We start from the raw sequence: 12213 nt of genomic DNA, 5'->3' as shown, positions 1-12213 counted from the left end.
CCCATGCCCGCAGAACCCAACTCGGACAACGCAATCTCCGACGCCGTGGCAGGCGAACCGCTCCCGGGCGAGACCGGCAACGCCACACCGGCCGAGCCGCTCGGCGCGGTCGTCGCCGAATCGGGCGGGGAGCCGGTCGAGGCCGCCGCCGGTTCCGGAGCTGCGGGTTCGGTAGGCGCGGGCGATGACAAAGCCCTTGGGCAACAGGGTATTTCGGACAAGGACGCGGGCCGGTCGGCCTCGGGGGCGACTCGCGGCGCGGACTCGGGGGTGGGCGGGGATCCTGGCGGAAAGCACGGTGGTGCGGCCGAGGCGGGTGACGCGGAAGCGGTGGGGAAGGAAGTCGGCTCGCCGGGTGGCGAGGCGGACAGTGGCGCGGGCGAGGCGGGGGCCGGGCGTGCGGGTGGGAAGGGCCGTGGTGGGGGCAGTCGCGGTGGACGCCGGGCGGCCGCGGGACGGGCCGGAGCGGCGGCACATGCGGTAGTCGACGCTGAATCGGCTGGGACCGGGCGGGAGCGGCGGGGCGGCACGGGCCGGACCGTGTCGGTGTCGGTCTCGGCCATCGGTGTGGCGGTTGGGGTTGCGGTGTTGGTGGCCGCGCTGGCCGTGGCCGGTTTCGGGTGGTGGGCGGCGCGGGACGAGTTGGACGGGGTGCGGGCGGGGGAGGTGGGGGAGCGGCACGCCGAGCAGGTGGCGACGGATTACGCGGTCGGGGCGTCGACCATCGACCATCAGAATGTGGCGGCTTGGGTGAGCAAGCTCAAGGCGAATACGAGTCCGCAGCTGGCGAACAAGTTCGACGCCACGGCGCCGAAGCTGGAGGAGATTCTGCTGCCGTTGAAGTGGACCTCCACGGCCGTGCCGATCGCGGCGAAGGTCGCCTCGGTGTCCGGTGGTGTGTACAAGGTCAATGTCTTCGTCGACGTCACCTCGACCAATGCCCAGAACCCCAAGGGCGGTCAGATGACGGTCACCTACAACGTGACCGTCGACAGCAACGGCGGCTGGCAGATCACCGACGTCGGCGGCCTGGACGGCGCGCTGCCCACCCGCTGACCTCACTCCGGCACGGCGAACAGCCGCAGCAGCACCTCCACCGCCGACTGCTCCTGTTCGGGCAGCTCGTCCGGGCACCCGGCGCTGATCGGCCCCAGTACCAGTTCCTCTATCGCCCCCACCGCCGCGGTGAACATCGCGCCCGGCACCGGGGGCCACTCGGGGCGAACCTCCCGCGCCCGAACGTGCCACTCCCGCAGGATATCCGCGATCCGCTGATAGCCGACATTGCGCAGCGCCAGCCCCAGTTCCCCCATGCCCGGCAGCTCGATGATCAGACAGCGCGTGAATTCCGGCTCGGCGGAACACAATCCGAGATATCCGCGGATGCTACGCCGCAGCATGTCCAGCGGGTCGATCTGTTCCGCGGGCGGTTCCAGCGCGGCGAACACCACCTCCGCGCCGGCCAGCGCGGCGTCGAGGAAGCACTGCTGCTTGTCGGTGAAGTGCTGGTAGAACTCCCGTCGCGAAACCCTCGCGCGCGCAACGATATCCGCGACCGTGGTGGCGGCGTACCCCTTCTCCGCCACCGCCGAGATCACCCCGCGCAGCAGCCGGGAGCGCTGCTCCTCACGCGCCTGTTCGGCCGGGAGGCTGCTGCGCCCCCGCGGCAATCCCGGCTTGGACGCGTCGTAGACGCCGGACAACCGCGTCACACCAACGCCTCCCACCACCTAGCCGACGACCAGCCATTCTATGCGCAGGCAGGCGCCGGATCAGTAGGTGTAGAACCCGCGCCCGGTCTTGCGGCCCAGATAGCCCGCCTCGACCATGCGGCGCAACAGCACCGGCGGGGCGTACTGGGGTTCGCCGAACTCCTGGTAGAGCGACTCGGCCACGGCGAGTGTGACGTCCAGGCCGATGGTGTCGGTCAGGCGCAGCGGGCCCATCGGGTGGGCGCAGCCCGAGACCATGCCCTCGTCGATGTCCTCGGCGCTGGCGAAACCGGTCTCGAACATGCGGATCGCCGCGCACAGGTAGGGGATGAGCAGCGCGTTGACGATGAATCCGGCCTGGTCCTTGGATTCGATGGTGCGCTTGCCCAGCACGTCGCGGGCGTAGGCGGTCACCGAATCGGCCACGGCCCGTTCGGTTTTCAGCGTGACCACGATCTCGACCAGCGGCAGCACCGGCACCGGGTTGAAGAAGTGCAGGCCGACCACGCGGCCGGGCCGGGTGGTGGCGTTGGCCAGCCGGATCACCGGGATGGAGGAGGTGTTGGTGGCGAGGATGGTCTCGGGGGAGACGATGGCGTCGAGTTTGGCGAAGAACTCGGCCTTGAGTTCCTCGATCTCCGGGGCCGCCTCGATGACCAGTTCGCGGTCGGCGAAGTCGTCGATGGTGACGGTGAGCGTGACGCGGGCGCGCGCCGCGTCGGCGTCGGCCTGCTCCAGCCGCCCGGACTTCACCGCCCGCGCCAGCGACTTCTCCAGGCGGGCGACGGCCGCGTCGGCGGCGTCGGCGTCGCGCTCCAGCACCAGCACCTCGCCGCCGGCTCGCGCGGCAATCTCGGCGATGCCCGCCCCCATCGTTCCGCCACCGATCACGCCGATCCGCTGCACGCGTCTCTCCTTCGTCCTCCGGCGCCGCACCGGGCGCGACAACTTTCGCTACGAGGGTCGCACAGCCCCGTCCCGCGGTCTCGTCCGGTGCGTGCGGAGCACCGGAACCCTTTGGTACACCGGGAGGTATGACAACTCCTTCGTCCGACGAGATGTTCGAATCCGCTTACCGCGGTGAGCGGCCCGAGATGGGCGCGGGCGGCCGCCCGCCGTGGAGCATCGGCGAACCGCAGCCGGAGATCGCCGCGCTCATCGCGGCCGGGAAGTTCCACGGCGAGGTGCTCGACGCCGGTTGCGGTGAGGCCGCGCTGTCGCTGCACCTGGCCGAGCGGGGTTTCACGACCGTCGGCCTGGACCAGTCGCCGACGGCGATCGAACTCGCGCGCCGGGCGGCCGCCGCCCGCGGGCTCACCGGCGCGAGTTTCGAGGTCGCCGACATCAGCTCGTTCACCGGCTACGACAACCGCTTCGGCACCATCGTCGACAGCACCCTGTTCCACTCCATGCCGGTCGAACTACGCGAGGGCTATCAGCAGTCGATCGTGCGCGCCGCGGCCCCCGGCGCCTCCTATTTCGTGCTGGTTTTCGACAAGGCCGCCGTCCCCGTGGACCCGGTCAACCCGGTCACCGCCGACGAACTGCGCGACATCGTCGGCCGCTACTGGACCATCGACGAGATCCGCCCCGCCCGCATCCACGCCCAACTCCCCGAAAACCTCCCCAACCTCGAAGAACTGATGGGCGCGGGCCTGCGAGACGAAGGCAACGGCCGCAAGTCCATCCCGGCCTGGCTCCTGTCCGCCCACCTCCCCTGACCCACCCCACTAACGACGATAGGGATCGGTCAGCGTGGTCGGGGTCCTGGCGACCTCCAGCACATCCGCCGGGTAATCGGGTCCCGCCTGGTAGAAGCGGGCCCTGGTGCGCCCGACGGGCTCGAGGACGCCGAGCGTGACGAGATCACGCAGATCACGTTGGGCCTGCTGCAAACTCAGCCCCTCGGCCAGTTCGTAGCGTGTTCGCCGGATCCGGCCGGACAGAGCTACATCATGCAGCGCGCTGACCGCCCGTTCGTCTATGCGGATACCTGCTAGGTACTCTTCCAGCATCGACCACACGGTGGCGGCCCGAACCCACCGGGCGTGGACCGTCTGCGCCTGCTGGTGATAGGCGGTCAGATTGAACCTGATCCATTCTGATACATCCTGATCCGGTTGATAGATATTGCCGCGCCGACCGAGAACCTGGTAGTACTCCCAGGTATTGCCGGGCCTACCCAGCCAAGCTTCGATGGACGAAAACTCCGGCGCGAGAACGCTTTCCCGAGCGATCAACAACGTTTGCAGGGACCTCGACATTCGCCCGTTGCCGTCCGCCCAGGGGTGGATGGAGACAAGGTGCAGATGGGCCATTGCCGCGCGGACGAGCGGGTGTGTGCCGTCGTCTGTTTCGAGCCAGTCCACGAGTTCCGCCATCAACGAAGGCACTCGATCCGCGTCCGGTGCGGTGTACGCGGCGATGCTCGGATCGCGGGCGTCGGTGACATAGACCGGTCCGCGCCGCCATTGGCCGGCCGGTCGTCGCTCGGTGTGCCGGTGCCCCTGCAGTATCCAGTGCAGCGAATTCAGCAAACCTTTGCTGTAGGCGAAGTCATCCACATCGTGCAGCGTCTGTATGTAGGTCATCATTCGCTCGTAGGCGAGCGTTTCGGCCTTGTCCTCCTCGGAAACCTCGACATCCCGTTCACCTGCGATCAGGTCTTCGACGTCGACCGTCGAAACTTTGAACCCCTCGATGGAGTTCGACGCCGCGACAGCATCTGCTGTCAGGAATTTGCGTAGGCCGCCGACCCACTTACCTGGCTTCGACCGAACTTCGTGACGCAGGTCGGCTCGCATCCGATCCACCTCGGCCAAGACGTGTTCATCGATGGCAGTCAGGGTGGGCGTCGGAAACAGCATGATGCCAGACTACTATGACGTAATCATTACGTCGATCGGGCGGCTTCAGCTGTTGCTGTAGATACGGGTGGGAGTCAGTAGGACGGCGGTGCGGTGTTCTTCGGCCATCACTCGGTCGTATTCGTCCCAGTTGTCGTGGGTGCCGCCGGCGGCGGTGAAGATCTCGCGGAGCAGCAGGCGTAGGCGTTCGGGGTCGATGCCGGGGGCCGGGTCGTCGGGGCCGGTGATCCATACCGGGCCCTCGGCGGTGGCCCACTGCCAGCCGACGCGGGCGACGACGGTCGTGTGCGGGCGGGCCCGCAGGTTCTCGAGTTTGCGGGTGCCGCCGCGCACCACCATGCCGATCACCTGCTCGCCGGTGGCGGGGTGGGGCAGGACCCCGGCGTTCACCAGGGACGACTGAATGGTGCCGTCGGCCCGCGCGGTCGACACGACGCACAGGCCGTGATCACCGGCGAGCAGCCGTGCGAAGTCCGCGAGATCGGTCACGTGCGGAGTCTACGTGCGCCGTGCCCGCCGCGCGGTCGGGAAAGGCGAAGACTCGGTCTCCGTCGAGCGCCACGACCGGACGCGTCGGCTGCTCCGGCGCGCCGAGGCGATGGGCCGGACTCAGCCGCGGTGTACGGCCGTCAGCACGGATTCGGCGAGTTCGGGGCGGCAGATGAGCAGGTCGGGGAGGTAGGGGTCGGGGCGGTTGTAGCGCAGCGGGGATCCGTCGAGGCGGGAGACGTGCAGTCCGGCCGCCGCGGCGACGGCCACCGGCGCGCACGAATCCCATTCGTACTGACCGCCGGAGTGCGCGTAGACGTCGGCGAGGCCGCGCACGACGGCCATCGCCTTCGCGCCCGCCGAACCCATCGGCACCGGTGTCGCCGACAGCTCGGCCGTCAACCGCTGCACCTCCCGCGACATGCGGCTGCGGGAGACGGCGACCCGGACGGGTCCGGCCTGCGGGGGCGCGAGCACGGGTGGTTCACCGGTGTGCAGCACGAGGCCGCCCTGGGCGGGCAGCGCGACCGCGCCCGCTTCGGGTACGCCGTCCACCGCGAGTGCGACGTGCACCGCCCAGTCGTCGCGGGGCGGCTGGCCGTACTCGCGGGTGCCGTCGAGCGGGTCCACGATCCACACCCGTGACCGGCCGATCCGCACCGCGTCGTCGGGGCTCTCCTCCGAGAGCACGGCATCGTCCGGCCGCTCCTGCCGCAACCGGTCCAGCAGCAGGGTGTTGGACCGCCGGTCGCCGACCGCGCCGCCCTCCGCCCGGATGGCGAGCAACAGCTCACCGGCTTCCTGAGCGAGCGCCGCCGCCAGATAGTGATCGTCCATGCCAGTCCTAACCCTCGATCCCCGACCGAGTATGCCCGCCCGCCACGGCAAGTCGATCACCCGGTCCACGCGCGCCATGGCCGCCTGACCGGGTGCGGCTGCCCGGCGGCACGGACGGGGACGGATGCGGCGCGGGTGCCCTATTCGGCGTATCGGGGGTTGGCGACTCGGAGGCGCGAGAGGACGGCGGTGGTCACCGCGTGGCGAATGGCGTTGTCGGAGTAGGGGAGTGCGCCGGTGCGCAGGCGGTCGGCCAGGGCGGCTTCGGAATCGCACCCCAGGGCGGTGAGTAGGCGCCGGACCACGGTGGTGGCGGCGGGGCCGGCGTGGAGTTCGCGGGCCGCGATGGCGAGGAGGTTGGCGCAGACCCGGAGCGTGTAGCGCTCGCGGGAGTGGTCCGCGGTCAGGGCGGGGCCGATCTCGGTGGTGAGGGCCTCGGCGACGAGTTCCAGTATCTCGGCGGGTCCGGGGCGGTCGTGCACCGTGGGCGGGGGTGTCGTGGGCGCGGGCACCGACGCCGTGCCGTCGAGCAGATCGAGCGCGATGAGCAGGTCGTACTCGGATTCGCAGACACGGCGGCCGATCGCCGCGAGCTCGAGTGAGCGTTCCGTCCCACTGTGGTGGCGTTCGGCCTGGAACATGCTGAGCACCAACCACTTCAGCGTTCCGAACGCCTCCCACCAGCGCAACTCCGCCGCGGCCGGGCGGGTGCCGGTGCATTGTTCGTAGCCGTCCAGCAGTTGTTCGCGACTGCCGAGACCGCCGACCGGCGCCGCGGCGCCGAAACGCCAGGCGCGCACGCACAGCCAGCCCAGATCCTCGACGGGGTTGCCGATGTGGGCCAGTTCCCAGTCGAGCACCGCGCGGATACCGTCGGGTTCGACGAGGAAGTTGCCGAGCCGGAAGTCGCCGTGCACCAGCGTGTTCGGGCGTCGCGGCGGGGGACCCTCGCGCAGCCGGCGCAATCCCATTTCGACCACCGGACGGGGATCGCCCAGATCGCGGTAGACCTGCTCGATCATGTCGAGTGGGTCACCGTCGTCCAGCATGCCGAGCGTATCGAGCGGGGTGCGGTGGAGCAGTCCGAGCACGCGGCCGAGTTCTCCGGCGAGCCGGTCGCGCAGCAGCGCGAACTCCGGATTCCGTTGCAGCTTACGGGGAATCGACTCCCCGCCGACCAGCTCCATCAGCAGATAGGGTGCATCGATCCCCGGCGCCGTGTCCCCGGCGGCGAGCACGGTCGGGACCGGCACCCCGGCTCCGGCGGCGGCCCGCAGGCACGCCGCCTCGGCCCGCATCCGCGCGGTGTCACCGTGGCCGGGCGGGTCGCGGCGCAGTACGGCCCGTACCGCAGTGCCCGCCGGGTCGCGTGCCTCGACCGCGAACACCTGTCTGCTCGCCCCGCCGGTGAACGGCCGCACCCGCACATCGGTGATCGCCCGGCCGGTCGCCGCGGCGAGCACCGCGCCGACACCGTCGGCCAGCGTAATCGCCTCGGCCGCAGGGGTTACCGGTGTCACCGCCACGGCGCGGCCTCCGGGGAACGCAGCAGGCGGCGCGCGGCGGACATGCGGTGCACCTCGTCGGGACCGTCGTAGACGCGGGCGTAGCGGGCCTGCCGGTACATACGTTCCAGCGGGGTGTCGGCGGTCAGACCGAGCGCGCCGTGCACCTGGATGGCGCGGTCGATGACGTTGTGCAGCATGCGCGCGCCCCAGAATTTCACCAGGCCGACGCGCACCCGGTAGTCCTCCCCGGCGTCCATCGCGCGGGCGGCGTCGAGGGTCATCAACCGGGCGGCGTGGATCTCGGCGGCGGATTCCGCTATGTACCTGTGGATTTCGCCCTTCTCGGCGAGCAGTGAGCCGTGCGCGTAGCGGGCGTTGGCCCGTGCGCACATGAGTTCGTAGGCGCGCTGGGCCTGCCCGAGCCACCGCATGCAGTGGAAGATCCGGCCGGGGCCGAGGCGGTCCTGTGCCACGGCGAAACCCTTGCCGCGCTCGCCCAGCAGGTTGGCGGCGGGCACGCGCACGTCGGTGAGCCGCACCTCGTAGTGGTCGCTCGGATCGTGGCCCATCGTCGGGATGGAGCGCACGATCTCGAAGCCCGGGGTGTCGGTCGGCACGATGATCGCGCTGATCCTGGCGTGCGCGGGCACGTCTTCCGGTTCGGTCCGGGCGAACACGGTGCAGTACGCCGCCTGGCGCGCGCCGGTGGTGAACCACTTGTGCCCGTTGATGATCCAGGTATCGCCGTCGAGTTCGGCGCGGCTGGCGATCAGGGTCGGATCCGAGCCCGCGACCTCCGGCTCGGTCAGCCCCACCGACGGCAGGATGTCACCGGCCACCATGGGCGGGATCCAGCGGCGGCGCTGCTCGTCGGTGCCGTGCCGGTGCAGCATCAGCGTGTCCTGCATGGACACCGAGCCCACGGCCAGCTGCCCGAACTCCGAACGTCCGATGATCTCGTTCAGGTAGACGAAGTCGAGGAACGGCACACCGCCACCGCCGAGTTCGGCCGGATGACCCAGCGCCCACAACCCGAGTTCCTTGGCCCGCTCGCGCAGCCGGGCGAGCGCGGCGCCCGCCTCGGCATCGTCGGCGGCCAGCACCGGCTCGTGCGGAATGACCTCCGAATCGATGAAAGCCCGCATCCGCGAGATTGTTTCGGCCAGTTCGTCCATGTGGGACCTCCTCCGAGGCAGCGCGTAGGTCGCCGGCTGCGTTCCACCGGCCGCGCGTTATTGTCGCCCGGCCAATAGTATCCGGGCGACGGGCGCTCTCGGCAGCGCATCGTCTTCGACGGTGCGAACCTCGCGGGAGTTCCTCGGTCAGCTGTGGTGGACGGTGAGAATGTCGGCGAGCGGGCGGCGCGGGGTGGCGGGCAGGTCCGGTTCGCCCGCGGGTGCGGTGCCGATCCGGATCACGACCTGGGGTGTGGCGCGGTCGGGAAGTAGGTCGGCGACGGCGCCGCGGCCCGCGGGGAGTTCGGTGACATGGGTGATCGGGCAGGTCGCGAGGCCCGCGGCAGTGCTCTCGAGCAGTACGGCGGACAGCGCCTCGCCGGTGTGCAGCCACTGCGGCGTCGCGTCACCGTAGGATCCGAGCGCGACCAACTCGGCGCGGTCGGTGAGGGCGGGGCGGCGCATCGAATGCGCGACGGTGGGGAATTCCCGGCCGACCTCGACTCGCGCGGCCTCGGCGGCTGAGACCCGCGAGGTTTCCGGCACTCCCTCCGCGGCGCCGGAATGGCCTGTCCACCAGTCCAGTTCCATCTGATACATGGCGTCGTCGTCGCGGGCGGTGGTGGCCCGTGCGGAAACCTTTGCCAGCTGTTCGCGGGCATCGTCTTCGAGTACCTCGAAAACCAGATCGTGTGGTGCGACCAGTTTGCGCAGGGCGGGTAGGAGTTCGTCCCAGCCGCGCGGTTCGAGCAGCGGGAGGCGGTCGGTGCGCCGCCGCTCGATCGCTGCCGCGCGGGTCGCGATGCCGGCCGGGGGATCGGGCCAGGGCCGGAAGCAGAGCACGGCCAGGTGGTCGGGCCGCGCGGGGTCGGGCAGGCGGGTGATGTCGGTGTGCCAGCCGCGGGCCGCGAGCACCGTGCGGACGTGATGCAGCATGGCGCCGCAGCTGATGACCTGCTGGCGGCTGTGCGGGTCGGCCGCGGGCAGCATGCGGTCGGGGTCGGTGTGCAGATGCAGTTCGCCGTCGGCGAGTACCCAGTGCCAGGGCTGGGTGTTGTGGACCGACGGTGCCCGCTGCGCGAGCCGCATCACCGCGAGGATGGTCTCCTCGTCGGGTTCGGTGCGGGTGCCGGACGGGTTCGGGAAGGTCATGGTTTCCAGCCTCCGTTGGGGTCGGTGACCCGTCAGGGGTCGTGCGTCCAGGGCGGCGGGCCACGGGTCACTGTCCATGCTGGGCGTTGCCATGAGTTTGCGCAAACGCCGCGCTAGTGGCAGGCGGCAGACTCCGGCCGGGGGCTCTGTCCGTCGTCAGGCGCGCAGCTACCACCATGCGCGGATCACGTCGAGGTCGACGTCGGCCCCGTAGCCGTCGATGACGTGATCGAGGTGTTCCACGCGTCGGCCATTATCGCGAGGATGACGGCCGACGTCGCCGGATTATTGCGCGCGCGACCTGGCCGGACGAGGCGCTAGTCGGTCCCGGCGAGCACGCCGTCGTGCCCGGCGAGTAGCTCGGCGAACGGGGTCGGGGCGGGGAGGGAGTTGCCGGAGGTGCGTGCCCGAGGGGGCTGCTCGTCGAGGAAGCCCGCGACCGCGGTCTGTTCGGCGAGAACGAGCGGCGCGAACTCGGCGGCGGCGCGCCGCACCCGATCGGCGAGCCCCTCGGAGCCGAAATCCTCTGTCGCCGCGAAGATTCCGGTCGGCGCCACGACCGCGCGCAGGTAGGCGAACAGCGGCCGCATGGCGTGGTCGAGCACCAGCGCGTGACGCGGGGTGCCCGCGGTGGCCGCGATCAGCACCGGCATGCCGTTGAGCGCGTCGGGGTCCAGGACATCGATGAACATCTTGAACAGGCCGCTGTAGCTCGCGGCGAACACGGGTGTGACGGCGATGACCCCATCGGCGGCGGAGATCTTCTCCCGGACCGCGGCGACCGCCGGAGTCGGCAGGCCGCCGGTGGTCAGGGTGGTCGCCAGATCCGTTGCCAGATCCCGCAATTCGACCACCTCGAAGTCGACGGACTCGCCACGCGCGGTGACGGCGGCGGCCACCGCGCCGGACAACTGATCGGCGAGCAGCCGGGTGGTGGACGGCTGGGACAGTCCTGCGGTCAGGACGACGACGGTGCGGCTCACTGGTTCACTCCTTCGGGGCAGCGGCGAGCATACGTTCGCGGGCGGGCTCGACGAGGTGGTAGGGCGTGTCCGGCCCGGCGGCCACCAGCGTGGCGTGGGTCGGCGGATCGCTGGGCACGTGCGCGGGGCGACGGGCCTCGAACTCGCGGCGCAGCACCGGCACGACCTCGCGGCCGAGGATCTCGAGCTGTTCCAGCACCACCTCGAGCGGCAGCCCGGCGTGGTCCATGAGGAACAGCTGGCGCTGATAGTCGCCGACATTGTCGGCGAAACCGAGGGTGCGCTCGATCACCTGCTCGGGCGTCCCCACGGTCAGCGGGGTGAGTTCGGTGAACTCCTCCAGCGACGGTCCGTGGCCGTAGACGGGCGCGTCGTCGAAGTAGGGCCGGAAGAACTTCTTGGCCGCCGCCTCGGTCTCGGCCATGAACACCTGCCCGCCCAGACCGACGACGGCCTGGTCGGCGGCGCCGTGCCCGTAGTGCTCGTAGCGTTGCCGGTACAGATTCACCATCTGCGCGGTGTGCTCGGCGTTCCAGAAGATGTTGTTGTGGAAGAAGCCGTCGCCGTAGTACGCGGCCTGTTCGGCGATCTCCGGCGAGCGGATCGAGCCGTGCCACACGAACGGCGGCGTCCCGTCCAGCGGCGCGGGCGTGGCGGTGAAGCCCTGCAGCGGGGTGCGGAACTTGCCCTGCCAGTTCACCTGCGGCTCGCGCCACAGCTTGCGCAGCAGGTGGTAGTTCTCGATGGCCAGCGGGATGCCTTCGCGGATGTCCTTGCCGAACCAGGGGTAGACGGGGCCGGTGTTGCCGCGGCCCAGCATCAGGTCCACCCGGCCGTCGGACAGGTGCTGCAGCATGGCGAAGTCCTCGGCGATCTTCACCGGGTCGTTGGTCGTGATCAGCGTCGTCGCGGTGGACAGCTGCAGCCGCTCGGTGCGGGCGGCCACGTAGCCGAGCATGGTGGTCGGCGACGACGGCACGAACGGGGGATTGTGGTGCTCACCGGTGGCGAACACGTCGAGCCCGACCTCTTCCGCCTTCAACGCGATGGCGACCATCGCCTTGATGCGCTCGGCCTCGGTGGGCGTCCGGCCGGTGGTCGGGTCGGCGGTGACGTCCCCGACGCTGAAGATTCCGAACTGCACGGTGTCCTCCTCGGTTCCTGGCTCCACCAATTTGGTGGACATGGCAACCAAGGGAACACGGTACCGTGCGGGCCTATTCCGGTGGCCCCGGCGTGCGGAACGGCGCACGCCGGGGCCGAGAACTACCGGCGTGCGCAGACCAGTTCCGACGCGGCGGTGAGCCGGGCGCCGAAGGCCAGCCACAGTGAACCGTCCGACACGCGCTGCAAGGTGTATCGGTGCTTGCCGTAGCAGGCCCGCGACACCGTCGACAGTGGAGCCTTGCCGACGATCCGGTAGGGGTGCCGGCCGATGCGCACTGTGTGGTCCATATTCCGCCTCTCGCTCGATGGTGGTATCGATCGCG

General features: G+C 70.2%; 13 protein-coding genes. 2 read left to right on the top strand and 11 right to left on the bottom strand.

The features are described from left to right. Positions 1-3 precede the first annotated feature (3 nt). A complete protein-coding gene (locus NWFMUON74_RS36785) occupies positions 4-1056 on the top strand; it encodes a hypothetical protein (RefSeq protein ID WP_187684251.1) in 1053 nt (350 codons plus the stop codon). Between the two features lie 2 nt (positions 1057-1058). On the opposite strand, the gene NWFMUON74_RS25155 is transcribed toward NWFMUON74_RS36785, so the two are convergent. Further along, on the bottom strand, positions 1059-1712 hold the full coding sequence (locus NWFMUON74_RS25155) for a TetR/AcrR family transcriptional regulator (protein WP_232110592.1): 654 nt from the start codon (positions 1710-1712) through the stop codon (positions 1059-1061). Positions 1713-1772: 60 nt separating this feature from the next. Then, entirely contained in the window at positions 1773-2618 is an 846-nt protein-coding gene (locus NWFMUON74_RS25150; protein ID WP_187684250.1) for a 3-hydroxybutyryl-CoA dehydrogenase, read from the bottom strand. 128 nt (positions 2619-2746) lie between these two features. Between NWFMUON74_RS25150 and NWFMUON74_RS25145 the strand changes: the two genes are divergently transcribed. Then, positions 2747-3433 (top strand): class I SAM-dependent methyltransferase, encoded by a 687-nt coding sequence (locus NWFMUON74_RS25145; protein WP_187684249.1) that lies wholly within the window; start codon positions 2747-2749, stop codon positions 3431-3433. 9 nt (positions 3434-3442) lie between these two features. Here NWFMUON74_RS25145 and NWFMUON74_RS25140 read toward each other — a convergent pair whose 3' ends face one another. The 9 genes from NWFMUON74_RS25140 to NWFMUON74_RS25100 all read right to left on the bottom strand — a co-directional run bounded on the left by NWFMUON74_RS25140 (position 3443) and on the right by NWFMUON74_RS25100 (position 12178). Next, a complete protein-coding gene (locus tag NWFMUON74_RS25140; RefSeq protein ID WP_187684248.1) occupies positions 3443-4579 on the bottom strand; it encodes a Fic family protein in 1137 nt (378 codons plus the stop codon). A gap of 45 nt (positions 4580-4624) precedes the next feature. Next, on the bottom strand, positions 4625-5068 hold the full coding sequence (locus tag NWFMUON74_RS25135) for a pyridoxamine 5'-phosphate oxidase family protein (RefSeq protein ID WP_187684247.1): 444 nt from the start codon (positions 5066-5068) through the stop codon (positions 4625-4627). A gap of 120 nt (positions 5069-5188) precedes the next feature. Then, on the bottom strand, positions 5189-5905 hold the full coding sequence (locus tag NWFMUON74_RS25130) for a 3'(2'),5'-bisphosphate nucleotidase CysQ (RefSeq protein WP_187684246.1): 717 nt from the start codon (positions 5903-5905) through the stop codon (positions 5189-5191). A gap of 140 nt (positions 5906-6045) precedes the next feature. Next, complete coding sequence (locus NWFMUON74_RS25125) at positions 6046-7431, bottom strand: phosphotransferase family protein (RefSeq protein WP_232110591.1); 1386 nt, start codon at positions 7429-7431, stop codon at positions 6046-6048. Further along, positions 7422-8588: an acyl-CoA dehydrogenase family protein gene (locus NWFMUON74_RS25120; RefSeq protein WP_187684245.1), complete on the bottom strand. Its 1167-nt coding sequence runs from the start codon at positions 8586-8588 to the stop codon at positions 7422-7424. The genes NWFMUON74_RS25125 and NWFMUON74_RS25120 overlap by 10 nt, the downstream gene beginning before the upstream one ends. Positions 8589-8735: 147 nt before the next feature. Further along, positions 8736-9740, bottom strand: a complete 1005-nt coding sequence (locus NWFMUON74_RS25115; protein WP_187684244.1) for an Acg family FMN-binding oxidoreductase — start codon at positions 9738-9740, stop codon at positions 8736-8738. Between the two features lie 317 nt (positions 9741-10057). Further along, a complete protein-coding gene (locus tag NWFMUON74_RS25110) occupies positions 10058-10723 on the bottom strand; it encodes a CE1759 family FMN reductase (RefSeq protein ID WP_187684243.1) in 666 nt (221 codons plus the stop codon). A 4-nt stretch (positions 10724-10727) separates the two neighbouring features. Continuing rightward, positions 10728-11867 (bottom strand): LLM class flavin-dependent oxidoreductase, encoded by a 1140-nt coding sequence (locus NWFMUON74_RS25105; protein WP_187689410.1) that lies wholly within the window; start codon positions 11865-11867, stop codon positions 10728-10730. 122 nt (positions 11868-11989) lie between these two features. Beyond that, the gene (locus NWFMUON74_RS25100; protein ID WP_187684242.1) at positions 11990-12178 is read right to left on the bottom strand and encodes a hypothetical protein; all 189 of its coding nucleotides are present in this window, start codon (positions 12176-12178) and stop codon (positions 11990-11992) included. Positions 12179-12213: the final 35 nt, after the last annotated feature.

Origin of the sequence: Nocardia wallacei, from assembly GCF_014466955.1 — a bacterium.
In the GTDB taxonomy this organism is placed as follows: domain Bacteria; phylum Actinomycetota; class Actinomycetes; order Mycobacteriales; family Mycobacteriaceae; genus Nocardia; species Nocardia wallacei.
Note: the sequence above shows the minus strand (reverse complement) of the source record. Positions and strands in the feature narration are given on the sequence as shown.